This is a genomic window from Aquirhabdus sp. (genome assembly GCF_046462495.1).
Lineage (GTDB): Bacteria > Pseudomonadota > Gammaproteobacteria > Pseudomonadales > Moraxellaceae > Aquirhabdus.
The window spans coordinates 156,047-180,952 of record NZ_JBKGVE010000002.1 but is presented as its reverse complement, the minus strand read 5'-3'; the positions used below and the strand labels follow the sequence as shown (position 1 = coordinate 180,952).

Sequence of the window (24,906 nt, the reverse complement as noted above, 5' to 3'; positions counted from 1 at the left end):
GTCGCTACATAAATACAGCGTAGGGCAGGTCATTACTTACGATGTCTTACGCGCAAGTGATTGACCTGCTGTTAAAATGAGCCAATATACAGCTCGCTGCAACCCTCACTTAGAAGACCCATCATGCGCAGATATAATCAACTTTTTATAGCGGTCGCTTCCGTTTCGATGATACTGGGCGTGACACTTTTATCTCAAGTCTCCTGTGCTGATGAGACCAATCCGGGGCATGAGCGGTCAGGTCAATCAAATCAACGTGGAGGCGAGCATCGCGAGCGGGCTGATAATGGTGCTATGCGCACGGGTCGGATGCCAGCAGGTGGTGGCGTTGCTAATCCACAACCCAATCGCCCGCAATGGACTGGTAATGCGCAAACAGCGTTTAATCACCCCATCGCAACACCTGTTCAATCCAACCCAGGACGTGATGGCTGGCAGCATGGGTCAGGAAATCATGCTCAACAAGGCCAGATGCCAACTCCCCAAGCCACGCCAAATACCGCACCTAGTTTCAATCATGGCAGTAACCCCAACAGACCCAATGAATCCTTTCAAGGTGTAGATCGTCGGACAAATGATCGCTCTGGCTGGAATAGCTCACGTGGAGATTCTCGCTGGAATGGTGATAATCATCAGCGCGTATGGGCTGGGAATGGTGGGTTGAATCATGGTTGGACCAATCATTATCGGATGCCCTACTGGCAAGGGGATTCTGGTCGCTATCGAGTGCATTATTATCGTAGTTGGCCGAGTGACTATGGCTGGCGCGATCATGGTTGGCGTGTCAACTATGAGGTTGTTGATCCCTACTGGTATGCAATTGCGACGAGTATGGCCTATAGCCAAGCATGGTCCGATGCAGAGCTTGCGCAAGCCATTAATGATGATAATTTACGTCAACAGCTCATCTATGATGCCGATGTTCGTCAACAAATGCAGGCTTCAGGTTATCCGGCAGATCAGATGGACTATCCGCCTGATGAAGCCGAGCAACCACCCTATACCCCTGAATATGCGCAAGCCTATCCCGCAAGCCCTGAGCAACCTAATCCAAACTCGCCGCTTTATCAGGGTCCTGTTGATAGTAATTCGACAGCATCGATTACTACGGGTGAGCAAGTGGCCAATCGGAATGCCAATCAAAATTTCTTGTTCTTATGTAATGCAGGAAATCGTGTAGAAGCGGCAGAAGCCTTAAAGCAAGTTCAATCGCCAGATTTGAGTGTCTGGAAGGATATGCAGCAGTTTAATACCTGTAGTTCTTGGGCGACTGCACCTTAGATTCATTCAATATTCTCTTATGTTTTTACGCATTTAAAAGTCGAAACCGAGCTATGCCAGATCCTGTGTTATCCGCTCAGCCACTATCACCACCCAGACTCGATGACCTGATCAAGGTTGTCGATTCGGTCAGTCATTTCCCTAATCATCTATGGCAAGGTCAAAGCACTCCTTTTATGCAGCGGGCATTTTGGCTGGCGCTGGAAGACAGTGATGCGGTGGGGCAGCATGCAGGTTGGTACGCGCAACATTTGATGCTCTATCGCGATGATCAGCCCATTGCCGCGCTGCCTTTATTTGCCAAGACACATAATCGCGGGGAATACGTTTTCGATCATGCTTGGGCGCAAGCTTATGCACGGCATGGGCTAGAGTATTACCCACGCTTAGTGACCAGTGTACCGTTCACCCCAGTGACGGGATCGCGGATATTGCTAGCTGATGGTTTTCAACTCGATGATGTATTGCCGCAATTACTACAGGGTATTAAAGCCTTGGCGCAGCAGATGGGGGCATCCTCTTGGCATGGTTTGTTTCTTGATCAGTCTTTCTTAGACAGTGCTGCGCAATTGGAGCATTCCCCAAGTTTTGCCTCACAGAAGCTGGCCCGGCGCAGTAATGTCCAGTTTTTATGGGAAAACAAACCGTACACCGATTTTGCGGATTTCTTAAGCGTATTGACGGCAAAACGCCGAAAAAGCATCCGCGTAGAGCGAGATAAAGTCACCGCGCAAGGGATTTCTTGCCGTTGGCTTGAGGGTGGGGTGATCAGCGAGGAGGATTGGTTTTTCTTCTATCGTTGCTACCAAAATACCTATCATATTCGGGGACAGAAGCCATACTTGCGGCTTGATTTCTTTAAGCAGTTGGGGACTACGATGCCAGACTCGCTGGCATTGAATATTGCATATGATCGTGATCAAGCGCCGATTGCTGCGGCACTCTTTTTTAAGGATGAGCAGACCTTATACGGACGTTATTGGGGGACCATTCGCGATGTCGACTCATTGCATTTTGAAGTGTGCTATTACCAAGGCATTGAATACGCAATCTGCAATCATCTACGTTGGTTTGATCCGGGCACGCAAGGGGAGCATAAGCTCATTCGTGGCTTTGCGCCGGTCTATACCCACTCACTACATTGGTTGGCCGAACCTGCATTTATGGATGCCGTGAGTGATTTTGTAGTGCGTGAACGGGAGGGAGTCAAAGCTTATTTTGAGGAGGCGGTTGGAAGTTTGCCCTTTAAGCAAGTTTAAGTTTGAAAAGCGCTTGCCAGAATACAATTGTGATTTGCATGTCGAGGACTTTAAAGTTAGTTACATAAAGCCCTCGTCATGTCCCTACCGCCCTTATCTTAGAGCCGGGAGCCAACCACTGATGGATTGCGGAAAGTACCTAATCAAGAAAGTACGTGCGGTATGCCAGTACGCAGATAAGAAGAGCAGTATTGCCCCGATAATGACGCCTGTCATTGCAAAGTTTAAGCTCACCAGTCCATAGTTCCTCAGTAATGCTGAGAATGCGTACAATACATAGATCAATGAAGAGACCATCAGAGCACGGCGGTCAATGGCAATCGAGATAAAGGCAATCACAATATACAGTGCAATCACGAGCACGACTTGTAGGATTGTACTATGGCCACTCAGTATGCCTAAAGTCGTAAAAATAGGATGAACAATCAGTGGTGCGGAGAGGAGATGAAGCCAGAATGCGACATCTGATCTCTTGGTTTGACGCAGTGTATCTGAGGCATCCCAGTACATCGCCAGCGCAAAGATCAATAGCCCTGAAATAAAGAGTATCGGTGTGAGCCATTGGGAATCTAATGAACTGGTACCTAATAGCCCCATTAAGCAAAGCACCAACGATGCAGCACCTACGGCAACCGTGATTGGCACTCTAAAACGACGCCAGTGTAACCATGTCGCTGCAATGCTCACCACGGCTGTGGTGATAAAGCCAAAGACTCTCATTTGCTCAAAATGTTCAATATTCATTTGCTGAGCTTGTCCAATTCCTAGATTGACAAAGAACGACACTGAGGTCGCCATGACTCCGCTAATGAAGGCGATTAATAAGACAATTGCGGGTAAGGCCATACGCCGTTTACGGACAAAGAATTCTGCTAATCCCCAAGATGTCGCCGTAAAGATAATCGCCGCTGCGATAGGACTAATCGCTGAACCAAGCCATGCCACCGAAGTCAACAACAGTAAACACGCGATAACGACAAAGATGTCATTAAAACCGCTGATGAGGCGAAAGTTCTCTTCATCGACCAAGGTCACGTTTTGACTTTTTGAAATATAACTACGGAAGCTGGAAATGGCATCCTCAGTGAAAATGCCTTCTTTAACGGCTGAGTTGAGATCTTCGTCGGTATACATAATCGTTTGCCTTAATTTGATTTCGAAGTTCAATAGAAAGTATACGTTTAAATTAGCAAATATCGAGCCATGCAAAATAACGAATTACAAATCCTAACTTAATGATTTTTAGAGACCAATTATTAACATTTACTTTACAGTTATTGTTAGAAACTAAGGTGTATCGTTGTCATGTAAAGCGATTAAGATAAGTTCGCTCAATTCACTTCACGGAGATTTAAAATGTCAAAGGTTGCAGTTGTTTATTTCAGTGGTTACGGTCATACCCACAAGCAAGCCGAGGCGGTTAAAGAAGGCTTGGTCACCGTACCGGGTACCATTGTCGAATTGATTCGTATAGATTCAGAAGGGAATCTATCTGATGCAGCGTGGGAAATGTTAGTTGCTTCTGATGGTATTATTTTTGGCTCACCAACCTATATGGGTAATGTGGCATGGCAATTCAAAAAGTTCGCAGATGCTTCAAGCAAACCTTGGTTTATCGGTGAATGGAAAGATAAATTAGCTGCAGGATTTACCAACTCTGCTTCACAAAACGGCGACAAGGGCGTCACGATTTCTTATCTTATTACCTTTGCAATGCAACATGGCATGCTTTGGGTCGGCACAGGTCTGATGCCATCCAGCAGCAAAGCAGCACAGCGCAGCGATTTGAATTGGTTAGGTGGATTTTCAGGACTATTGGCTGCGTCACCCTCTGACTCAACCCCAGAAGAAGGTCCTCATGCAGGTGACCTCGAAACTGCGAAAGCGTTCGGTAAACGTTTCGCTGAACAAGTGATTCGTGCGAATAAAAAACTATAAGTGATGAATATGAAGACAGCCTCATAATGAGGCTGTTTTTTTTGCCTATCGATTAGGCTCGATTCGACAGGAATTTTTTTGAGTAATCCGTTAAACTTAGCGCCATTAAAAATAGCCATTAGAGACATCGTTGATGCAAAAGTCAGCACAGCATATTTCTGCGTTACACCTGCCTAGTCAACTGCAACTCAATCGTGCAGGCAATTTGCAACACTTTCTTGGAATCGAAGGACTGTCTTGCGCTCACCTCACTAAAATATTAGATACTGCAGAAACATTTCTCGGTGAGAATGGCCGGATTTTAAATAATCCCCTGCTGGCTGGGCGTACAGTCATGAACCTTTTCTTTGAACCCTCTACTCGGACACGGACTACATTTGAAGTGGCTGCTCAGCGCCTTTCTGCGAATGTACTTAATATCGATATTCAACGTTCGAGTACATCAAAGGGTGAGACACTCCGCGATACCTTGTGGAATCTAGAGGCGATGACTGCCGATGTGTTTGTGGTGCGACATTCTGCATCAGGTGCCGCACACTTCATGGCGCAATCTGTTTGTCCTAAAGTTGCGATTATTAATGCCGGTGATGGTCGTCATGCACATCCGACCCAAGCTATGCTGGATATGCTCACCATACGCCGTCATGCGGGTCGTCCATTTAGTGAATTGACGATTGCTATTATTGGCGATATCAAGCATTCCCGTGTGGCACGTTCTGACATACAAGCCCTGCAAACCTTAGGCGCGAAAGAAGTTCGCATCATCGCACCGAAGACTTTATTGCCGACTGGGTTTGAGACCTTTGGTGTTAAAGTTTTTGAAAATATGGATCAAGGTGTTGCGGGTTGTGATGTGGTCATTTCATTACGGATTCAGAATGAGCGTATTGCCTCACCACTACTGGCCAGTTCTGATGAATTCTATAAACTTTATGGGTTAAGTGAGGCGCGTTTAAAGCTCGCTAACCCAAATGCATTAGTCATGCATCCAGGTCCAATGAATCGGGGTGTTGAGATCGCATCCAGCGTTGCTGATGGCCCACAGTCATTAATTTTAAAACAGGTGAATTATGGGATCGCGGTCAGAATGGCCGTGCTCTCGTTGGCAATGCAAGGACAGTTAGAAGCGCGGGAGATGCAGGCATGAGCGACGTAAAAAATTTGAAACCCGCAGATAATCATATTATCCAAATCAATAAAATCCGTTTGCTTGATCCAGAGACCAATACCGATGATGTTCGTTCAGTGTGGATTAAGAACGGTCATTTAATTGATCAGCCTTCGGATTTTAAAAGTGTATCAAAAACGATAGATGGGCAAGGCAAATGGTTAGTGCCTTCACTTGTTGATCTTTGTGCACGTTTACGTGAGCCAGGTGAACAGCAACACGGGACCTTAAAATCTGAGGGGCAGGCCGCGCGTGCAAATGGTTTCCTTCACGTCGTTATTCCGCCAGATACCAAGCCTGTACTGGAGAGTGGGGCATTGCTGCCCGGTCTACGCCAAAAAGCCTATGATGATGGCGGTATTTTCCTGCATGTGATTGGTGCGTTGACCAAGGGACTTGAAGGTAAGCAGCCCGCGAATTTAGCCGGTTTAAAGCAAGGCAAATGTATTGCGGTCAGTAATGCACGTCATTCTTTTGCAGATAATGATGTGTTATTCCATACCTTAGAATATGCAGCAACTTTAGGTTTAACCGTTTTCTTTTACCCTGAAGATGCAGTACTCGCACAAGATGGCTGTGTGCATGACGGGTTTATGGCTGCACGGCAAGGTTTGGCGGGGATTCCTGCGATTGCAGAGACAGTAGCGCTGAGTACCCAGCTACAGATGGTTGAAGCAACGGGTGTACGCGCCCACTTTAGCCAGCTTTCCTGTGCCGCCTCGGTTGATTTGATCGCCGCTGCGAAAGATAAAAAGTTACCTGTAACGGCTGATGTGGCAATGCATCAGTTGTATTTAACCGATTCGAGTATCGATGGCTTTAACTCAGCAGCCCATGTCCGCCCGCCACTGCGTAGCGAAGAGGATCGCTTGGGATTGCGTGCAGGCGTGGCAGCAGGGATTATTGATGCGATATGTAGCCATCACGAGCCCCTATCTGCGACGGCAAAGATGATGCCTTTTGCCGAAACTCAAGCGGGTATTTCTGCTTTTGATAGCTTTATGGCACTCGGTATAGGATTAGTCCGTGATGGGCTATTATCACCCCTTGAGCTGGTGACACAGATCTCTCTGATACCCGCAGCGATTGCTGGCGTACATCAAACTTGGAAAAGCATGGGGGGGTGGCTGCTGGTCGATCCAGAACTGCAGTGGACACTAGATGCGACAGAAATTAAATCGGCAGGGAAGAATACACCGTTTTTAGGATCAGCATTGACTGGGCGTGTCGTTGAGGTATTTGTTTAAACGACTTAAGTCAGAGTCGTTGTTGATTAACTAGATAAAGATCAAGCCACTATTGTGGCTTGATTGGTTCGTATCAAAAATAACTTCTTAGACATCACACGCGCTTATAAATCACATCCCAAACCCCATGGCCTGCCGCTTCACCGCGACGTTCGAACTTAGTTTGCGGGCGCCATTCTGGACGCGGGGCAAACTGTGCTTTGCCATAAACGTTCTCAAGTCCTGGTACTTGCTCAAGCACGTCAATCATCCATTCGGAATAGGGCTGCCAATCCGTTGCTGAATGAAACCACCCACCCAGAGTCAGTTTCTGGACGATCAGTGCCATACGCTCAGGTGCGACAAAACGACGTTTATGATGACGTTTCTTTTGCCAAGGATCTGGGAAAAATAACTGCACACGATCAACACTGCTGTCAGGGATACCCGCAAGTACCTCCAGCGCATCAGCATCCATAATCCGCAAATTATTAATTTCGGCTTGACCAGCTTCAAAGGCACATTGTGCTATTCCGGGTATATGAACTTCAATCCCTAAGAAATTACGCTCGGGCGCAGCAACCGCCATTTGTACCAATGAGCTGCCCATACCAAAGCCAATTTCGATCGTCAGCGGAAGTGCTGGATTGCTAAATAGGGTACGTGCATCGCTGATGGGGCCTTTAACAATCAGATGTGCATATTCATCCAGTCCACGCTCTTGTGAGGTGTTGAGTGGGGATGAGCGGCGCATAAAGGTCAGAATAGGACGTAAGCTTTTATCTTCTGATTCGTCTTTTACAGACCCGTTTTCTACATTATCGCTTGCAGCTTCGGTCAGATTTGAGGGTAAATCAGTTGTATCGTTCATGGAAATGGTGCCGTAAAGAATTCATCATCGAAATTGGCGGCTATTGTAAGGGATTTTATTCGTGATTGCCCATTTCTCCTGTCACGCCTACAATTCACTTCTTTATTATCTGATTTTAGCTTTGCCCATGCATATCGGTCCTTATCAACTCCGTAATAACCTCATTGTTGCCCCGATGGCCGGCGTCACAGATCGTCCGTTTCGTCAACTCTGTAAGCATTTCGGAGCAGGTCATGCGGTCAGCGAGATGATTACGGCCGATAAGTCATTGCATGCCAGTAAGAAGTCACTGCGTCGCGCAGACTTTACAGGGGAGCTTGCACCTATTTCAGTTCAAATAGCCGGCTCTGATCCAAAGCAAGTGGCGGAGGCCGCGCGCTATCAGGTGGCGAATGGTGCGCAAATCGTCGATATCAATATGGGGTGCCCTGTTAAAAAAGTCTGCAATAAACTTGCAGGCTCGGCACTCTTGCAAGATGAGGTTTTGGTTGGTGAGATTCTTGATGCTGTGGTCAATGCCGTCGATGTGCCCGTAACGTTGAAAACACGTCTTGGCTTTATTAATGGCGCTGAAAATATTCATCGCATTGCAGAGCGCGCACAGCAAGCGGGTATTGCTGCATTAGCCATTCATGGACGAACGCGTGAGGATATGTATTTAGGTCAAGCCCGTTACGCATTGATCCGAGAAGTAAAACGCAATGTGCGGATACCGATTATTGCTAATGGTGATATTGATAGTCCTCAAAAAGCGGCGTACGTTTTAGCAGAAACTGGCGCGGATGCCATTATGATTGGGCGGGCGGCTCAAGGGAGACCGTGGATATTTCGTGAGATTGCGCATTATCTTGCGACGGGGGAGCTATTGCCTTTGCCAGAAGTGACCGAAATCAAAGAAGTACTTCTCGGGCACTTAGATGACTTGTACCAATTCTATGGTGAGTATTCAGGTTGCCGTATTGCTCGGAAGCATATTGCTTGGTATACCAAAGGGCTGCATGCCAGTAATGAGTTTCGCCAAGCCATGTACGCAGTGGAATCGACTGTAGAGCAAGCGACTATTACGCGTAATTATTTTGATCATTTATTACAACGTGGCGAGCGCTTGATCTATGAGAGTGATCTTGTGGCAACAGAGGATTGAGCCGTTATTATCATATTTACAATTTTTGAATCCCTTTAAGGGACTACATTTTTAATGTGTCATTATTTATAAGGAATATTTTATGTCAAATTTAACACCAGCACAGCAAACTGAGCTTGAAGCCGCCGCATTTCGCCGACTTATGAATCATCTACAAACCCACACAGAGGTGCAGAATATCGACTTAATGAATATCGGTGGTTTCTGCCGTAATTGTTTATCAAAATGGATGCGTGAAGAGGCTGAAAAACAAGGAATCGCATTAACTGATCCAGAAGCTCGTCAGCATATTTACGGTATGCCATATGAAGAGTGGAAAAGTAAATATCAGAAATAATATCGTCATATTATCCTTCTCTATACACATTTCATCGCAAAATGATGACATTCACAGGCAAAACACGTCGTAGTTTGTTAGAATATGCGCCTCTAAACATTTCCCCCAGTTTGCCCAAATAAAAAAGGGCCTCAATGAAGGAATTATCCGTGACTGACTCGACACAACCAAACAATACCGTAGCACTGACTCAAGAACATTGGGGTCGCTGGAAAAATCGTGAAGAAATAGCCGAACGGATGATTGCGATTATTGGTCGCTTGTATCGCGAAAACGATGTTGTTGTTTCAGTTTATGGTCGTTCTTTGGTTAACATGTCTGTGATTCAGATTCTTAAAGCGCATCGTCGCGTACGGATGATCGCTGGTGATTTGTCTGTCGTTGACACTATGCCGATTCTTGAAGCTTTAGCAGAATGTGGCAAACTGACCTCATGTGAAGTTGACCTTGGTAAACTGGCTCGTGCAGCAGGCGAAACAGGCACCGCAGCGAAAGAATTACTCAGTGCTGCTTTAGCCGTATTACCCGCGCAGGGCGAACGTGCTGAACCTAAAGATGTTGTGCTTTACGGTTTTGGTCGTATTGGTCGTATTTTGGCGCGCTTAATTATTGAACAAGCGGGTCTTGGACGTGGTCTGCGTCTGCGTGCAATCGTCGTACGTAAATCTTCTGAAGGCGATTTGCAAAAGCGCGCATCACTTTTGCGCCGTGACTCTGTACATGGTTCATTCCAAGGTACGATTTCTGTTGATGAAGAAAACGAAGCGATCATTGCAAACGGTAACTATATTAAAGTGATCTATGCTGGTAGCCCATCAGAAGTTGATTACACCGTTTACGGCATTAAAGATGCGTTATTGATTGATAACACCGGTAAATGGCGTGATGTTGAAGGTCTGTCTGTTCACTTAGCCTGCCCTGGTGTAAAACGAGTCATTCTCACTGCACCAAGTAAAGGTGAGATGAAGAACGTAGTGTATGGTGTAAATCATACGGATATCATTGATTCAGATCAGATCATCAGTGCAGCAAGCTGTACAACCAATGCGATCACACCGATCCTCAAAGTGATTCATGATAAATTCACCGTATTAAACGGTCATGTAGAAACTGTTCACTCATTCACCAATGACCAAAACTTGACGGATAACTACCATAAAGCAGATCGCCGTGGTCGTGCTGCAACATTGAATATGGTTATTACAGAGACCGGTGCTGCTAAAGCGGTGGCAAAAGCATTGCCTGCGTTAAAAGGCAAGTTAACAGGCAACTCTGTGCGCGTACCTACACCAAACGTGTCTTTAGCGATTCTCAATCTGAATTTAGAAACCGAAACCACACGTGAAGAAATCAACGAATATATTCGTCAGATTTCTATTTACTCAAATCTGCAAGGTCAAATTGACTATACCAACTCGAGTGAAGTGGTTTCATCAGATTTCATTGGTTCACGTTCAGCAGGTGTGTTTGACGCACAAGCAACGATCGTCAGCGGTAACCATGCAACGCTTTATGTCTGGTATGACAACGAAGTTGGATATAGCTGCCAAGTTCTGCGTATCGTTGAGCAAATGGCAGGTGTACAGTACCCGCACTTTCCATTAGAGACGGTCAGTGCATAATTACTGAATGAATAAAGAAAACCGACATGTAGATGTCGGTTTTTTTTTAGATGATCATTGAAGGTCAGCTAATTTTAGTTCATATGTGCTTTTTAGAGGATTGATTTAGAGTTACATACGGATATATTTCATACACATAATAGAGATAAACTCTGGCTAAGCTAATGTAGGCAGCAAAAAAATTATTTATTGTATCGATAAGCTGTGTCTGTATAACCGTTACATCCATTGTGTTTAATTCACGGGAGCTGGTGCTATGAGATTTATTTCTTATTTTCTTATCTTGATGGCGATGTTTTTTGAGCAAGAGGTCTATGCGGATGGAATCCCGCTTCCGAAAGTTATCGTTAAACCGGGAATGCAATATAGTGATTCAGCACGTTCTTGGCAGGGGATTCCAGGTGTTGAACATTCACCAAGTGGGCGACTCTGGGCGACTTGGTATAGTGGTGGTCCAGTTGAAGGGCCGGGAAATTATGCAATGCTGTCTACCAGTAATGATCAAGGACAATCTTGGTCTAAAGCTAAAGTTGTTATTCAAGCTGCGCAGGGTTTCCGTGTTTTTGACCCGCTACCTTGGTTAGACCCTAAAGGAAGATTATGGATATTCTTTCAACAACAAGCGGCAACCCCACCGGGTGTTCCTACAACGTATGGCTGTTATGCGATACGTACAGATGATCCTAATAGCGATAATCCAAAATGGTCTTCACCGTTTTTGGTTGCTGAAGGGGGAATATTATTTGGTAAACCTATTGTTCAATCGAATGGCGGTTGGTTAGCTCCATTTTTTGTGATTGGTCAACCGTCTTGGATACAGAAGATCAATGGCAAAGAAACCGGCACGCTCTTATCTACAGATCAAGGCGAGTCATGGAATTGGCGGGGAGGAACGACGATTCCACAACCCATTCGAGAGTTTAGTGAAGCGACCATAGCTCAACGAAAAGATAATAGCCTGTGGATGGTTATTCGTACTAAAAAAGGTTTGTATAACAGCACATCAAATGACGGGGGAGTGACTTGGACTGATGCCGTGTCCATTCCAGGTTTTGAAGGACCATCTACTCGCGCAGCGATGAGACGCCTAGCGTCTGGTTCTTACTTGCTGGTTTATAATGATGCTTTGAAGTCACATCTACGTGAACGCCTCACCGCTTGGCTTTCAGACGATGAAGGTCGGACTTGGAAATCCAAGTTATTACTTGATGAGCGGCAGAATGTTACCTATCCAGATACGACGCAATTATCCGATGGACGAATATTTATCGCGTATGACTATGGACGCTATATCACTGGGGAGAAGCAGATATTAGTCAGTGTTATTCGTGAACAAGATATACGTGCTGGAAAATTGATCTCACAGGATGCGCATACAAAGATTGTTGTCAATCAGGCAACTGATTATGGCAATAAATTTGAGCAAGCTAATGATGCTGCTAAAGTGAAATAAATTTAATGAAGCATTCTTAATATGACGAGAATGTAATATACAGCCCTTATTAATCGTTACTGTTGATTGAAATATAGTCACTTATTAAAACCGACATAAATATGTCGGTTTTTTTATTGTCAATTAACAGTAATTATTTTTACGTATTGGTAGGAGTATGATTTCTTTGACTCAGCCATAACTACATCTTAAATCCACAGAATCGCGATAAATGCTGGATATGATTAATAAATTGAACTATGGCTCATAGCATAGCTACTTTCAATCCAATTTTTATCGATAGTGTGAATCAGTTATTCATTAAATGAGTAATCCATTCATGATGATTTTGATTCGCTGGAGCTGATTTAATGAAGTTTATTTCTTATTTTATTTTATTATTGATGACGATTTGCCATCAAGTGTATGCAGGAGGGCTTCCTCTGCCAAGTGTCATTATCAATCCCGGAGCGCAATACAGTAATCCTGCACGATCTTGGCAAGGGATTCCAGGAATTGAGCACTCTCCAAAAGGTAGACTGTGGGCGACTTGGTATAGCGGTGGCAAAGTAGAAGGAGCAGGCAATTATGCATTGTTATCAACCAGTGCCGATCAGGGCCTATCATGGTCAAAGGCCAAAATAGTGATTCAAGGTGCAGCGGGGATCCGTGTTTTTGACCCATTGCCGTGGCTCGATCCGAAGGGAAGATTATGGATTTTCTTCCAGCAACAAACTGCAACCCCACCAGGGGTGCCGACAACTTATGGTTGTTATGCAATACGTACGGACAATCCTGATAGTGAAAACCCAACGTGGTCTCCTGCATTTTTAGTTGCTGAAGGTGGAATATTATTTGGTAAACCTATTATTCAGGATCGCGACGATTGGTTAGCGCCATTTTTTGTGATCGGAAAGCCTTCATGGATGTCTGAAACCAAAGGGAAAGAAACGGGAAGCCTTTTATCTAGAGATGAAGGACAATCATGGAGTTGGCAGGGTGGAACGACAATTCCTCAACCCATTCGCGAATTCAGTGAAGCTACTATTGCGCCGCGCAAAGATTTTGGCCTGTGGGATAATAGTTTATGGATGGTTATTAGGACAAAAAGAGGCTTATATAACAGCACTTCTAGTGATCAGGGGCTGACTTGGAGCAATGCAACACCGATCCCCGGGTTTGCAGGACCGTCTACTCGAGCATCAATGAGACGGCTTACTTCGGGCGCATATCTGCTCATTTATAATGATTCTTTAAAAGCGCATCGTCGTGAGCGGCTTACTGCGTGGCTTTCGGAAGATGAAGGGCGAACTTGGAAATATAAGCTGTTACTTGACGAGCGTCAGAATGTTTCATATCCAGATGTCACTCAATTATCTGATGGCCGTATATATGTTGCTTATGATTATGGACGTTATATTACAGGTCAGAAGCAGATTTTAGTCAGCACGTTTAGAGAACAAGATATTCGTGCTGGGAAATTTATTTCAAAAGATGCTCATGCAAAGATTATTGTTAATCAAGCTACTGAATACGGAAATATATTTGAGCTAGCTCTTGCTGCTGCGGCCAAAGCAAAGTCTTAAGAGTTCTTTTTTTAATAGAAATATTTGATTAATATAAGCCGACATTTGAATGTCGGTTTTTTTATTAATCAGAGAAAAATATTTTCATGATGCAAAAAACTCTATCGACTTATATGAAGCTGATGATGTATAGATATTAAGAGAAATTATTATGTGGGCATCATTCTTGCTTAGATAAAGAGAGATTAAAGGCTAATGAAGCATTGAAAATTCACTAAAAGTCACAACCTCTTAATTACGCATTCTTATTTTATTCCAGACTGGAGCCACTCATGGAATTTTGGACCGCTTGGACACATATTCTTGAAACGAGTTTGAGTTATTTGAGTGCAAATTGGGGTTTATCTGAAGCATTTTCGATTATTACGCTGACTTTGATTGTCCGTTTTGCATTGATGCCAGTGTCGTTGGCTGCCGCTTATAAAATGCAAAAGAATAAAGAAGCCATGAAACGTATTAAGCCTGAGCTTGAGGAAATCAAAAGAAATTTTAAAGATAATCGACCTGAACGCACAAACAAGACCATGGCACTCTACCAAAAGCATAGTATTTCAATCGTTGATAAGGTCTCTATATTTAATTTGAGTACGCAAGGATTATTTGGCATCGGCATATTTCATGTGCTTAAACATATGATGTTCCGTAGCAAGTTTTTATGGATCGCAACGCTAGCAAAGCCCGATATTTTGCTCACTATTTTGGTGGGCAGCCTGATGATGTTTGGCATGGTTCTCATGCCTAATGGACCTGAAAATATGTCGATGTGGCTGGTCCTGATGATTCCTGTAGCCATTTCTGTTTTTGCCATCATTGCATTACCTGCGGCTTTGGGCGTCTATTGGGCAACATCAAATGCAGTAACGGTTTTACAAATGCTGATTTTACGTGGAATTGTAACAAGGCAAATCCCAACTATCTGAGATGGACCTAATTGAGCCGATTCGATTACTGTGTCATCCATTGGAAGTAAAAAAACCGACATGAATTTGTCGGTTTTTTATTGAAGTAGCGGTAGCTATCCCAAATTAATTTGATACGTCTTGCATTTTTTTAAGGGTGTATAATGAGAGACTATTAAGGAGATCAATTGATGAATATTGAACTGATTCGCGGCTTGCTGCTTTGGTGCACAATCATCAATTATGGCGTGCTCTTAATATGGTTCATGGTATTCACTTTCAGTCATGAGTGGATGCGTCATCTGCATGGACGGTGGTTTCACCTTTCTGATGAGTCTTTCGATACTCTTCATTATGCAGGCATGACACTGTATAAAGTTGGCATTCTATTGCTTAATCTCGTGCCTTACATTGCGTTGAGTATCGTTGTGAAAGGTGGTTATTAACGACATTTTTCTAGATTTTTTATGCAATAAAGTAGCATGTTCATAATAAGCTATCCTGTTTTGTAAGCATTTCCAAAGCGTCTAATTCGTCGGCTTCTATGAACATAAATAGTTTATAAAACATCAAATATCGAGACCAGTCAAGTCGGTAAAATTTGATGAAAATACTTAATAAACATTGTAATAGGAATAAGAGATATGCTGATTGTTTGCCCACACTGTATGGCCAAAAATCGTGTCCCTGATGAGCGTTTGCAAGAGCATCCGACTTGTGGAAAATGCAAAAAAGAGCTGTTACCTAACCATCCTATCGCATTGAATGACCAGAACTTTGATCATTATGTGCAAAACACTGAACTTCCCATCGTAGTCGACTTTTGGGCAGAGTGGTGTGGTCCTTGCAAAATGATGGCGCCACAATTCAATCAAGCCGCACAAAACGCACCGCAATATCGTTTTATCAAGGTAGATACCGAACAAGCCCAACAGATTAGTGCACGATTTAATATTCGTAGTATTCCGACGATTGCAGTTTTCAAGCAGGGCAAGGAAGTAGCGCGGCAAGCAGGTGCTATGCAGGCATCACAATTGTTGTCGTGGCTGGGACAAGTTGTTTAATTTAGGAAGTTAATTGTCTTCAAAAGACGTGGAAATCAGTGATATCCACGTCTATGTTTTTTCACCTTGCAATAACGTTTAAATCAAACTTTTAATTCGGGCTACGGCAATTTCACACGTTGCCATATCGGCAACCAATGCCATGCGGACATGATTCATACCCGGATTAATGCCCTCTGATTCCCTAGATAAATAGCGACCAGGCAATACGGTAATATTCTGCTCAGCATATAAGCGCCGTGCAAAAGCTTCATCATCTGCTACGGGTAGCCAAAAATAGAATCCAGCATCTGGTTTTTTGAATGGAAGCTCTTGTCCAAGTTCATTCAGGAATAAATCAAACTTTTGACGATACAAAACACGATTCTGTTCAACATGCGCTTCATCTTGCCAAGCAGCAATCGATGCCAATTGATGTTGTACAGGCATCGCAGAGCCATGATAGGTACGATAGAGTAAATAGGGTGCAAGGAGACGCGCATCACCGGCAATAAAGCCAGAACGAAGTCCCGGTAGGTTTGAACGCTTAGATAGTGAGTGGAAGACGACACAATTGCGATAGTCATGTCGGCCTATTTCGGCACAAGCTTCAAGTAAGCCAATCGGAGCTTTATCAAAATACAATTCTGAATAGCATTCATCTGAGGCGATCACAAAGTTGTATTGATCGGAAAGTGCAATGAGTTTCTTCAGTTTCTCAGCAGGCATGACTGCGCCTGTTGGGTTGCCAGGTGTGCAAATAAAAACGAGTTGTGTATTTGCCCAAATTGACTCAGGAATGGCATCCCAGTCCCCCAGATAGTTATTTTCGGCAGTACAGTTTACAAAGTAGGGTGTAGCTCCGGCTAAAAACGCGGCGCCCTCGTAAATTTGATAAAACGGATTGGGCATGATGACATAGGGCTGCTGGTGGCCCGTTGCAGCGGGTTTAATCACTGCTTGCACAAATGAGAAAATCGCTTCACGAGTCCCATTAACGGGCAACACTTGCGACTCTGCATCAACATGCTCAAGCTTGAAGCGAGCGATTAACCAATCTGCAATCGATTGACGTAGCGCAGGTAAGCCTTTGGTCGATGGGTAGGTTGATAAATGCTTAAGATTGCTAACCAGTGCTTCTTTGACGAATTCTGGAGCCGCATGCCGCGGTTCGCCAATCGATAGCGCAATATTCGGCAAGTCTTTAGGTGGTGTGAGATCGCTAAATAAACGAGCAAGTTTTTCAAAAGGATAGGGATGTAAGCTGGATAGATTCGGATTCATAGAGATTTGGATTACATTTAAAAGTACAAAAAAAGGTTTTACAGAGCCTAGGCTTGGCTCTGTGCATCTAAATCATGTTTGAGTTCTTGAGCAAGTGCACTTGCTGCGGCATTATCGAGCGGTTTGCCCTGACTGTCGGTAATGAAGAACACGTCTTCTGCGCGCTCTCCCAAGGTCGCGATTCGAGCCGTTTGAATATCAATGTTCTTCTGGAAAAACAAAGCACCGATCTGCGCCAAGAGTCCCGGACGATCTAGTGAGATAATCTCAACGACATTATGCTGATGCACGATATCCAGTTTAATCGTGACTTCGCTGGGAACATTAAAGTGGCGTAGCTGACGCGGCATCCGTCGTTTGGAGAGATTCTGTGCTTTTTCAGGCTGAGCAAGCACCGCTTTCAGGCGAGACGTTACCTCTGCATTACGAACCGGATCGGTCAGCAAGGTGCCATATTTATCCAATACAACATAGGTGTCCACAGAGAAACCTGTTTTCGCCGTAATAATGCGCGCGTCTTGAACGTTGAGTTCCATTTGATCGAAAACTGCCACTGTTGCAGCAAACAGATTGGTCAAATCATGCGTATAAATAAAGATCTGTACGGCATCTTGATTGAGCTCACGATGCTCGCGCATCAGCACGAGCGGTGTTTCATGGCCGTGCAATAGAATTTCGCGCGTGTGCCATGCGACTTCGGAAGGGCGTTCACGGAGAAAATAATCATCGCCCATTTCTTGCCAAATTTTTTCAACGACAGGACGCTCGAAAGCTCCAGCCAGCAAGTCGAAGGATTGTTTTTTGGTATCTTCAATCCAAGATTGGCGGTCCATCGGGTTATCAAGGCCAGAGCGCAGTACTCGGCGAGTTTGATTATAAAGCTGACGGAGTAATGATGCGCGCCAAGTGTTCCAAAGCGTTGGATTCGTGGCATTGATGTCAGCAACAGTGAGCGTGTACAGATAGTCCAAATGCACCATGTCACCGACTTTTTGAGCAAATTCATGAATGATATCGGGATCCGAAATATCTTTCTTTTGGGCCGTCAGTGACATGAGCAGGTGGTTCTGGGTGAGCCATGCGACAATATTCGCTTCACGCTGCGTTAATCCGTGTGCCAAGCAGAATTCGGTCGCATCGATTGCCCCAAGTTCGCTATGGTCACCGCCGCGACCTTTAGCGATATCATGAAAAAGCGCAGCGAGATAAATAATATCTTTACGATCAAGACGTTTAAAGATTTGACTGACCACAGGGAAGTTTTCTTCTGACAGATCTTCCCCAAAACGTTGTAGATTGCGCAGCAAGATCAACGTGTGCATATCGACCGTGTAGATATGGAACAGGTCATATTGCATCAAGCCGATAATCTGTCCAAAAGCGGGTAAGTATTTACCTAACACGCCATAGCGCTTCATCGCTTGAAAGGTTTCATACAAACGATAGCGACCACGAATAATAGCCATAAAGAGCGCGCGATGCATCGGATTTTGACGGAAAGCATCATCAATGCCTTTGACGGCAAGCATCAATAGACGAAGTGTGCGCGCACGAATGCCGATGGCATCATTACGCGAAGCCATCAGAAAGAAAATTTCTAAAATGCTGCTCGGTGTCTCTGAAAATACACGATGATGACGCGCGGATATCTTGCCATTAATGAGCTCAAAACGATCATTAATCGGAGTGACGATCAGTGGAGATGTTTCTTTGAGTTTAGGTTCAATCGCCGTTTCATAGAAATACGCCAAAAGCATTTCATTAAAGCTTGAAACGCGCATCGCTGCACGATAGTAATCACGCATAAAGCGTTCAATTATCGCATTTTGATGATCACTTTCGTGACTATGATAATTCAGGCGTTCTGCAACAGCGCGCTGATAGTCAAAGAGTAAGCGGTTTTCATTGCGATTGGTAATACGGTGTAAATGATGACGAATCAGCCACAGAAAGTCCTCACAGGATTCCAGTTCGTTGTATTCAAACTCACTGATAAAACCCAAGTGAACCAAATCATAGAGTCTGACAACGCGATAGTAGCGCTTGGCGATCCAACCAATCTGGTTGATGTCGCGGAGCCCACCCGGCGCATTTTTGATATCCGGTTCCAGATTGTATTCAGTATTATGATGTTGACCGTAACGTACAGTCTGCTCGGCCATTTTTGCATTATAAAAGTCCAAGTCTGTCCATGTGTCGGATACGATGCGGCGAGGCAGAAGACTTAAGGATTTATCGCCAACAATTAAACGCGACTCAACTAAACTTGTGGCAACAGTAATATCTTGGGCAGTTTGGATACATTCCGAAAGTGTTCGTACACTTACACCCGGCTCAAGACCTGCATCCCAAAGACTTGCGACAAAGAGTGAAACTTGCCCCTCTTGTTCTTCGGTAAGCGGATTTTGACTCAGGATCATGACATCGACATCAGATTTAGGCAGTAATTCCCCGCGGCCATAACCGCCTACCGCGATGAGTGCAATGCCTTGATCGGAAAGATGCTGGTTATCCCAAAGATGTTGCAGGACGTCATCGATTGCATGGGTACGTGCGTGGACAACGCTACGAATGGACTCTCCCGCCTCTAATTTTTCGTCTAATTGCTTCTCAAGCAGTTGGCGCCACTGAATGAGGCCTCGACAATTATTCCCAGTACTACCCGTACTTGAAGAAGAGCTGTCTTTAGACGGGAGATAATCAAGCGGCGAGGGCAGAGCAGACATAAGGCGTAAGTCTCTCAAAGAATGGGTGAACAAAAAATAAGACTGAATCATAGCAGGAAGTCAGGTTCAGTGATAAAAAAGACCCTCGAAATGAGAGTCTTTTTTGAAAAATTCAATGTTAGATCAGTCTAAAAAGCAACTTCGATCATAGATGTGAAGTGTCTGCTTTAAACACCAAAGCGCGATAGGTCTTCGTTAGGGCGCGCCGTCAAAATCTCGATGCCTGTCTCAGTGACGAGAATGGTATGTTCAAATTGAGCCGACAATTTACGATCCTTGGTAATAACGGTCCAGCCATCATTCATTAGGGTGGTTTGCCAGACACCAGCATTCACCATCGGTTCAATGGTAAAAGTCATACCGGCTTCAAGCTTCATGCCTGTATTTTTCTTACCATAATGCAGGATTTGTGGGTCTTCGTGAAAGACGCGACCTAAACCATGACCACAATATTCACGGACTACACTGAAACGCTGACTTTCAACATAGCTTTGAATAGCGGCACCGATGTCGCCGACATAGGAGCCCGCTTTGACGGTTTGCATGCCGCGATACATGGCTTCTTGAGCGACATCACTTAAACGCTTGGCGAGGATTGAGGGTTCACCAATAAAGAACATTTCACTGGTGTCGCCGTGAAATCCATCTTTGATCACGGTGATGTCGATATTCATCATGTCGCCATTTTTCAAGACCTTGCTATCGCTTGGGATCCCGTGACAAACGACGTGATTGACTGATGTGCAAATGCTCTTTGGAAATCCACGATAGTTCAGTGGTGCTGGAATTGCGCCTTGAACATTGATGATATAATCGTGGCAAATGCGGTCAAGTTCAGCTGTGGTCACACCTGCTTTGACGAAAGGCGCAATCATGCCCAGCACTTCTGCAGCAAGTTTTCCTGCCACGCGCATTTTTTCGATGTCTTCTGCCGACTTGATCAGTGACGGCTGTTGAATAAAACTGTTCATATCGTGTCAATCTAATTGGAAAATATATTAAAACATGATATAAATACGCCCCCAATTTAGCAATCAGTTTTGTACTTCGTTTGGTAAGTTTGTATGTTGTTCATTTTTGAATGATTAGCATCAATAAATCAATCACTTATATTTCTTGTTGTTTGAGTTGAGGAAATAAATCCGCACATACGCCGACAATTCGTCTGGGTGCTGGAGCTGTGAAACAGTATTTTTAGTCAAATTTTCCTAAAAGATGATTAAAAAAGCATACTGGGTTTGCGTTCTAGTGGACGAATCGGGTGTATGGAGGCCTAACCCAAACTTGAAAAATGCACGTGGTGCATTAGGTAAATAGATATGGCATCTTACAACGTAGGAATGCGCGATCTGCTCACAGCAGGCGCACACTTCGGTCACCAGACTCGTTTCTGGAACCCAAAAATGAAACCATTCATTTTCGGCGCGCGTAACAAAATTCACATCATCAACTTGGAACACACTGTTCCAGCGCTAAATGATGCTCTGAACTATGCAAACCAAATTGCTAGCCGCAAAAACAAAGTATTGTTTGTTGGAACTAAACGTGCTGCAAGCGCGATTATTCGTGAACAAGCAATCCGTGCAGGCATGCCTTTTGTTGATCACCGCTGGTTAGGTGGAATGCTGACAAACTGGAAAACTCTTCGCCAGTCAATCAAGCGTTTAAAAGACCTCGAAATTCAATCACAAGACGGTACTTTCGCTAAGCTGACTAAGCGTGAAGCGTTGGAACGTACTCGTGAAATGGAAAAATTGGAAAAATCTTTGGGCGGTATCAAGGATATGGGCGGCTTGCCAGATGCATTGTTCGTGATCGACGTTGATCATGAAGCGATTGCAATCAAAGAAGCGCTGAACCTTGGTATTCCAGTGATCGGTATCGTTGATACAAACTCAAACCCAGATGGTGTTGATTACATCATTCCTGGTAATGACGACGCGATCCGCGCTGTGACTTTATACGCAAGTGCAATGGCTGATGCCATCATTGCTGGTAAAGAATATGCTGCGACTCAAGGTAATGCTGCTGCACGTGGTCAAGAAGCTGCTGTAGAAGCGCCTGTTGCTGCTGAAGAAGCTCCTGCTGCTGAATAAGCTGTAAAACTTCAGCGATTAATGTTTATTTGAAGATATTTTTCGTTGAAGTCGGTTTTAGTTTTGAGCTGTCACGATTCTGTCTAAGTTCTTCGTTATCCTGAATCTGACAGGTGTACAGCCCAATCTACTGATTGGGCTGTTTGATTTTGATGCCTCATTTTTTAAATACCTTTTGGGTATTGTGATGAGTGTATCTAACGAATTTGAATGCTGTTTTTGAAGATAGGCTTTCGGATTGAAAGTTTCGAATTGAGAGTCTTTAAGAATCAATTATTGAGGAAATGAAAATGGCAGAAATTACTGCAAGCATGGTTAAAGAGCTGCGTGACCGTACTGGTCTTGGCATGATGGATTGCAAAAAAGCCCTTGCTGAAGCAGGTGGTGATATCGAAGTTGCAATCGATAACATGCGTAAGTCAGGTCAAGCAAAAGCGGCTAAAAAAGCCGGTAATATCGCTGCTGATGGTGCGATCATTATTGCTCAAGCAGAAGGTCGTGCATTATTGGTTGAAGTAAACAGCCAAACTGACTTCGTTGCAAAAGACGAAAACTTCACTGTATTTGCAAACAAAGTTGCAGAAATCGCATTGGCAAATAACACTGCTGATGTCGTTGCAATCTCTGCATTGCCATACGGCGATGGTCAAACCATCGAAGAAGCGCGTGTTGCATTGGTTCAAAAAATTGGTGAAAACATCCAGATCCGCCGTGCAGTATTGGTTGAAGGCGCAACACTGGCGACTTATCGCCATGGCCTGAAAATCGGTGTTGTTGTTGGTTACACTGGTGGTGATGCTGAAACTGGTAAAGGCATTGCAATGCACGTTGCAGCGTTCAACCCATTGGCAATCAATGCAGAAGACGTACCGGCTGAAGTCCTTGAGCGTGAAAAAGAAATTTTCGCTGCTAAAGCACGTGAATCAGGCAAACCAGAAAACATCGTTGAAAAAATGATTACTGGTAGCTTGGACAAATACCTGAACGAAGTGACTTTGACCCGTCAAGCATACGTTATCGACAACGAGAAGAAAGTTGGCGATGTACTGAAAGCTGCTGGTCAAACTGTAGACACTATCGTTCGTTTAGAAGTTGGTGAAGGCATCGAGAAGAAAGTAGATAACTTTGCTGAAGAAGTTGCTGCTGCAACTGCTGCTGCATCGGCTGCTGCTGCGGGTTAATTTAACCCTCGTTGCTCTTATAAAAAACCTCGCATTTTGCGAGGTTTTTTTATAAGAGCAAGTTTGAGATATGCATATCGCCGATATCATTCGCAAAAGATGTTATTTATTGGGTGACTGCTTCTTCATAATCCCATTTGCTATAAATAAAGAGGAATATGCCTAAAACTGTCCCGATCGGGAATCCCAGAAGCATAAAGAAAGCCATGGCAATGGACGCATATTTAGCCCATTTTTTTCTTTTAACCAATCCTCTAGCAATGAGGAAATGTAAGTAAACTGGCAGGAACAAAATACAGAGAAGAATCACATGGGTGATTGAACCTAAATGGGAACTAACAGTATAAATGAGTATGAGTAGGGTCATGATTAGACCCAGCCAGCCCGAGAATCTATGAATCGCCGCTGCTTTTAAATTGTTTTCCATGTGGTTGATGCCTTTAAGTTCTATATTCACAAAGGGGAAGTAAATCTATTATTAAGTTTCCAACACTTTTGAAACTATGTTGAGAATATCAAAAGATGATTGCTAGTTACACTTTATGTGGATCTAGAGCAATATTATTCTAATAAACAGCGACTCGCCATACTAATTAAATAATCCCCCATTTCTTTAGGCGAGGTCTCTGCACGCCCGCCAAGCCATTCTCTTGCATAATGATGCGTTGGACCGATCAGGATGGCTTGATAAACATCAAGAGGCATAGGCATTAAACGATCACTGTCGCTAAGCCTTCGCCACTGATTGGTCATTTCCAGATGCGCTGTTTTGACTTCGACTTTAAAACTATCCTCTTGCGCATTTTCTTTTAAAACGTGTCGATGATTAAAAATGAACCGTGCCCAGTCGGGGTTTTCAGCAATCCAGTCCAGATTAGAATGGATTGTTACGGCGATCATTTGCTCAATGGAAGTCACGGAGCGCATATGCTCAGAAAGGCCACGCATAAATTGTCGTAAACCCTCTTTATAGAGTGCTGAAGCGATACCTTCTTTATTACCAAAGTGATGATAAAGACTACCGACGCTGGTGTCTGAGAGGTCACGAATTTGCTCAATGGTCGTAGACTCTATGCCATACTGTGTAAAACACGATAACGCTGCTTTGAGTATACTTTTACGCTTATCACTTGTTCGTGGTGTCATTTCTCTCATAGCCCTGATAATCAATAGAAATTATATCACCGATAATTTCATTGATTGGTCAATGTTTTGGCATTCTGGTACGCTGTTTTACACCTTGGGTTGCTTAAGATTCATTGTAATCTGAGCAGTAAACACGACATTGTTCTGTGTATCTGTCACGGAGACTGGAACAACGATGTCGCCATTCGTACTCCAATCGACAGCATCTCCAACTGCGACAGCGACTAAATCTGTTGTGGCTTTCTTGACGTAAGCGACGGTCATCCCTGAGGGTATCCAGCGTGCGCCTTTAGGAATAGACGCATCGGTCATAAGTCCGCCTGCAAGTTCTGCCATATTGCACATGGCAATGGCATGAACAGTTTTCAGATGATTTTCAACGGAACGGCGCTTTTTCATGAAGACCCGTGCATAGTTTGGCTTTAGTTCCTCAATGGTCGGATGGATACTTGAAAAGTAGGGTGCCGTTTGGCAGATCGCTAAACTGAATAATTTACGGCCAGCTGGAATTTTTTTAAATTTCTCAAAAAGTTGTAATGCTTGCATAGTCAATGTGCTTCCATAGTGAGTAGTAGCGTGAAGGTTAGAACTTTATTCTAGAATATTATTCTAATTTTTACTTATGCAAAAGCCGTAACGATGACTAGTCAGTTTATTAATCGAACCA

General features: G+C 44.1%; 23 protein-coding genes. 15 read left to right on the top strand and 8 right to left on the bottom strand.

Annotated features, from left to right (window positions below; translation table 11 throughout):
- The first annotated feature begins 180 nt into the window (after window positions 1–180).
- Both ACLHG7_RS01010 and ACLHG7_RS01005 read left to right on the top strand, forming a co-directional pair.
- Window positions 181–1,281, top strand: coding sequence for a hypothetical protein (locus ACLHG7_RS01010; protein ID WP_410209225.1), 1,101 nt, complete (start codon window positions 181–183; stop codon window positions 1,279–1,281).
- 53 nt (window positions 1,282–1,334) lie between these two features.
- The gene (locus ACLHG7_RS01005) at window positions 1,335–2,540 is read left to right on the top strand and encodes a GNAT family N-acetyltransferase (protein ID WP_410209224.1); all 1,206 of its coding nucleotides are present in this window, start codon (window positions 1,335–1,337) and stop codon (window positions 2,538–2,540) included.
- Window positions 2,541–2,633: 93 nt separating this feature from the next.
- Here ACLHG7_RS01005 and ACLHG7_RS01000 read toward each other — a convergent pair whose 3' ends face one another.
- Window positions 2,634–3,674, bottom strand: coding sequence for a hypothetical protein (locus tag ACLHG7_RS01000; protein ID WP_410209223.1), 1,041 nt, complete (start codon window positions 3,672–3,674; stop codon window positions 2,634–2,636).
- A gap of 222 nt (window positions 3,675–3,896) precedes the next feature.
- On the opposite strand from ACLHG7_RS01000, the gene ACLHG7_RS00995 reads away from it, so the two are divergent.
- From ACLHG7_RS00995 to ACLHG7_RS00985, 3 genes are all read left to right on the top strand, one after another.
- Window positions 3,897–4,478 carry a flavodoxin family protein gene (locus ACLHG7_RS00995; RefSeq protein WP_410209222.1) on the top strand — a complete coding sequence of 194 codons (582 nt, stop codon included), beginning with the start codon at window positions 3,897–3,899 and terminating at the stop codon, window positions 4,476–4,478.
- Window positions 4,479–4,611: 133 nt separating this feature from the next.
- Window positions 4,612–5,625: an aspartate carbamoyltransferase catalytic subunit gene (locus ACLHG7_RS00990; RefSeq protein WP_114899081.1), complete on the top strand. Its 1,014-nt coding sequence runs from the start codon at window positions 4,612–4,614 to the stop codon at window positions 5,623–5,625.
- Window positions 5,622–6,893, top strand: a complete 1,272-nt coding sequence (locus ACLHG7_RS00985) for a dihydroorotase (protein ID WP_410209221.1) — start codon at window positions 5,622–5,624, stop codon at window positions 6,891–6,893. Before ACLHG7_RS00990 ends, ACLHG7_RS00985 begins: the two co-directional genes overlap by 4 nt.
- A 94-nt stretch (window positions 6,894–6,987) precedes the next feature.
- Here ACLHG7_RS00985 and trmB read toward each other — a convergent pair whose 3' ends face one another.
- A complete protein-coding gene (gene trmB, locus ACLHG7_RS00980; protein WP_410209220.1) occupies window positions 6,988–7,743 on the bottom strand; it encodes a tRNA (guanosine(46)-N7)-methyltransferase TrmB in 756 nt (251 codons plus the stop codon).
- Window positions 7,744–7,870: 127 nt separating this feature from the next.
- On the opposite strand from trmB, the gene dusB reads away from it, so the two are divergent.
- The 8 genes from dusB to trxC all read left to right on the top strand — a co-directional run bounded on the left by dusB (window position 7,871) and on the right by trxC (window position 15,827).
- The gene (dusB, locus tag ACLHG7_RS00975; protein WP_410209219.1) at window positions 7,871–8,887 is read left to right on the top strand and encodes a tRNA dihydrouridine synthase DusB; all 1,017 of its coding nucleotides are present in this window, start codon (window positions 7,871–7,873) and stop codon (window positions 8,885–8,887) included.
- A gap of 82 nt (window positions 8,888–8,969) precedes the next feature.
- Window positions 8,970–9,224: a DUF1244 domain-containing protein gene (locus ACLHG7_RS00970; protein ID WP_410209218.1), complete on the top strand. Its 255-nt coding sequence runs from the start codon at window positions 8,970–8,972 to the stop codon at window positions 9,222–9,224.
- A 149-nt stretch (window positions 9,225–9,373) separates the two neighbouring features.
- Window positions 9,374–10,846: a glyceraldehyde-3-phosphate dehydrogenase gene (locus tag ACLHG7_RS00965; RefSeq protein ID WP_410209217.1), complete on the top strand. Its 1,473-nt coding sequence runs from the start codon at window positions 9,374–9,376 to the stop codon at window positions 10,844–10,846.
- A gap of 256 nt (window positions 10,847–11,102) precedes the next feature.
- Window positions 11,103–12,299: a sialidase family protein gene (locus ACLHG7_RS00960; RefSeq protein ID WP_410209216.1), complete on the top strand. Its 1,197-nt coding sequence runs from the start codon at window positions 11,103–11,105 to the stop codon at window positions 12,297–12,299.
- Between the two features lie 350 nt (window positions 12,300–12,649).
- Window positions 12,650–13,864, top strand: coding sequence for a sialidase family protein (locus tag ACLHG7_RS00955; RefSeq protein ID WP_410209215.1), 1,215 nt, complete (start codon window positions 12,650–12,652; stop codon window positions 13,862–13,864).
- 272 nt (window positions 13,865–14,136) lie between these two features.
- Window positions 14,137–14,784 carry a YidC/Oxa1 family membrane protein insertase gene (locus ACLHG7_RS00950; RefSeq protein WP_410209214.1) on the top strand — a complete coding sequence of 216 codons (648 nt, stop codon included), beginning with the start codon at window positions 14,137–14,139 and terminating at the stop codon, window positions 14,782–14,784.
- 170 nt (window positions 14,785–14,954) lie between these two features.
- On the top strand, window positions 14,955–15,209 hold the full coding sequence (locus tag ACLHG7_RS00945; protein WP_410209213.1) for a DUF6868 family protein: 255 nt from the start codon (window positions 14,955–14,957) through the stop codon (window positions 15,207–15,209).
- Window positions 15,210–15,407: 198 nt separating this feature from the next.
- On the top strand, window positions 15,408–15,827 hold the full coding sequence (gene trxC / locus ACLHG7_RS00940) for a thioredoxin TrxC (protein ID WP_114899071.1): 420 nt from the start codon (window positions 15,408–15,410) through the stop codon (window positions 15,825–15,827).
- Window positions 15,828–15,905: 78 nt separating this feature from the next.
- On the opposite strand, the gene dapC is transcribed toward trxC, so the two are convergent.
- The 3 genes from dapC to map form a co-directional block, all read right to left on the bottom strand.
- Window positions 15,906–17,090, bottom strand: coding sequence for a succinyldiaminopimelate transaminase (dapC, locus tag ACLHG7_RS00935; RefSeq protein ID WP_410209212.1), 1,185 nt, complete (start codon window positions 17,088–17,090; stop codon window positions 15,906–15,908).
- Between the two features lie 47 nt (window positions 17,091–17,137).
- Window positions 17,138–19,816 (bottom strand): [protein-PII] uridylyltransferase, encoded by a 2,679-nt coding sequence (gene glnD / locus ACLHG7_RS00930; protein ID WP_410209211.1) that lies wholly within the window; start codon window positions 19,814–19,816, stop codon window positions 17,138–17,140.
- A 167-nt stretch (window positions 19,817–19,983) separates the two neighbouring features.
- Window positions 19,984–20,787 (bottom strand): type I methionyl aminopeptidase, encoded by an 804-nt coding sequence (map, locus tag ACLHG7_RS00925; protein WP_410209210.1) that lies wholly within the window; start codon window positions 20,785–20,787, stop codon window positions 19,984–19,986.
- 348 nt (window positions 20,788–21,135) lie between these two features.
- On the opposite strand from map, the gene rpsB reads away from it, so the two are divergent.
- Together rpsB and tsf are read left to right on the top strand one after the other, a co-directional pair.
- Window positions 21,136–21,912 (top strand): 30S ribosomal protein S2, encoded by a 777-nt coding sequence (gene rpsB, locus ACLHG7_RS00920; protein ID WP_410209209.1) that lies wholly within the window; start codon window positions 21,136–21,138, stop codon window positions 21,910–21,912.
- Window positions 21,913–22,202: 290 nt separating this feature from the next.
- On the top strand, window positions 22,203–23,093 hold the full coding sequence (gene tsf, locus ACLHG7_RS00915; protein WP_410209208.1) for a translation elongation factor Ts: 891 nt from the start codon (window positions 22,203–22,205) through the stop codon (window positions 23,091–23,093).
- 106 nt (window positions 23,094–23,199) lie between these two features.
- On the opposite strand, the gene ACLHG7_RS00910 is transcribed toward tsf, so the two are convergent.
- From ACLHG7_RS00910 to ACLHG7_RS00900, 3 genes are all read right to left on the bottom strand, one after another.
- Window positions 23,200–23,520: a hypothetical protein gene (locus ACLHG7_RS00910; RefSeq protein ID WP_410209207.1), complete on the bottom strand. Its 321-nt coding sequence runs from the start codon at window positions 23,518–23,520 to the stop codon at window positions 23,200–23,202.
- A 134-nt stretch (window positions 23,521–23,654) separates the two neighbouring features.
- The gene (locus ACLHG7_RS00905) at window positions 23,655–24,239 is read right to left on the bottom strand and encodes a TetR/AcrR family transcriptional regulator (RefSeq protein ID WP_410209206.1); all 585 of its coding nucleotides are present in this window, start codon (window positions 24,237–24,239) and stop codon (window positions 23,655–23,657) included.
- An 87-nt stretch (window positions 24,240–24,326) separates the two neighbouring features.
- Entirely contained in the window at window positions 24,327–24,785 is a 459-nt protein-coding gene (locus tag ACLHG7_RS00900) for a hotdog fold domain-containing protein (protein WP_410209205.1), read from the bottom strand.
- Between the last annotated feature and the right edge of the window lie 121 nt (window positions 24,786–24,906).

Bases quoted from the DNA above. Each gene is read 5' to 3' on its own strand.
- ACLHG7_RS01005 (WP_410209224.1), top strand. From the start codon at position 1,335: ATGCCAGATCCTGTGTTATCCGCTCAGCCACTATCACCACCCAGACTC.
- ACLHG7_RS01000 (WP_410209223.1), bottom strand. From the start codon at position 3,674: ATGTATACCGACGAAGATCTCAACTCAGCCGTTAAAGAAGGCATTTTC.
- ACLHG7_RS00995 (WP_410209222.1), top strand. From the start codon at position 3,897: ATGTCAAAGGTTGCAGTTGTTTATTTCAGTGGTTACGGTCATACCCAC.
- ACLHG7_RS00990 (WP_114899081.1), top strand. From the start codon at position 4,612: ATGCAAAAGTCAGCACAGCATATTTCTGCGTTACACCTGCCTAGTCAA.
- ACLHG7_RS00985 (WP_410209221.1), top strand. From the start codon at position 5,622: ATGAGCGACGTAAAAAATTTGAAACCCGCAGATAATCATATTATCCAA.
- trmB (WP_410209220.1), bottom strand. From the start codon at position 7,743: ATGAACGATACAACTGATTTACCCTCAAATCTGACCGAAGCTGCAAGC.
- dusB (WP_410209219.1), top strand. From the start codon at position 7,871: ATGCATATCGGTCCTTATCAACTCCGTAATAACCTCATTGTTGCCCCG.
- ACLHG7_RS00970 (WP_410209218.1), top strand. From the start codon at position 8,970: ATGTCAAATTTAACACCAGCACAGCAAACTGAGCTTGAAGCCGCCGCA.
- ACLHG7_RS00960 (WP_410209216.1), top strand. From the start codon at position 11,103: ATGAGATTTATTTCTTATTTTCTTATCTTGATGGCGATGTTTTTTGAG.
- ACLHG7_RS00955 (WP_410209215.1), top strand. From the start codon at position 12,650: ATGAAGTTTATTTCTTATTTTATTTTATTATTGATGACGATTTGCCAT.
- ACLHG7_RS00950 (WP_410209214.1), top strand. From the start codon at position 14,137: ATGGAATTTTGGACCGCTTGGACACATATTCTTGAAACGAGTTTGAGT.
- ACLHG7_RS00945 (WP_410209213.1), top strand. From the start codon at position 14,955: ATGAATATTGAACTGATTCGCGGCTTGCTGCTTTGGTGCACAATCATC.
- trxC (WP_114899071.1), top strand. From the start codon at position 15,408: ATGCTGATTGTTTGCCCACACTGTATGGCCAAAAATCGTGTCCCTGAT.
- dapC (WP_410209212.1), bottom strand. From the start codon at position 17,090: ATGAATCCGAATCTATCCAGCTTACATCCCTATCCTTTTGAAAAACTT.
- glnD (WP_410209211.1), bottom strand. From the start codon at position 19,816: ATGTCTGCTCTGCCCTCGCCGCTTGATTATCTCCCGTCTAAAGACAGC.
- map (WP_410209210.1), bottom strand. From the start codon at position 20,787: ATGAACAGTTTTATTCAACAGCCGTCACTGATCAAGTCGGCAGAAGAC.
- rpsB (WP_410209209.1), top strand. From the start codon at position 21,136: ATGGCATCTTACAACGTAGGAATGCGCGATCTGCTCACAGCAGGCGCA.
- tsf (WP_410209208.1), top strand. From the start codon at position 22,203: ATGGCAGAAATTACTGCAAGCATGGTTAAAGAGCTGCGTGACCGTACT.
- ACLHG7_RS00910 (WP_410209207.1), bottom strand. From the start codon at position 23,520: ATGGAAAACAATTTAAAAGCAGCGGCGATTCATAGATTCTCGGGCTGG.
- ACLHG7_RS00905 (WP_410209206.1), bottom strand. From the start codon at position 24,239: ATGACACCACGAACAAGTGATAAGCGTAAAAGTATACTCAAAGCAGCG.
- ACLHG7_RS00900 (WP_410209205.1), bottom strand. From the start codon at position 24,785: ATGCAAGCATTACAACTTTTTGAGAAATTTAAAAAAATTCCAGCTGGC.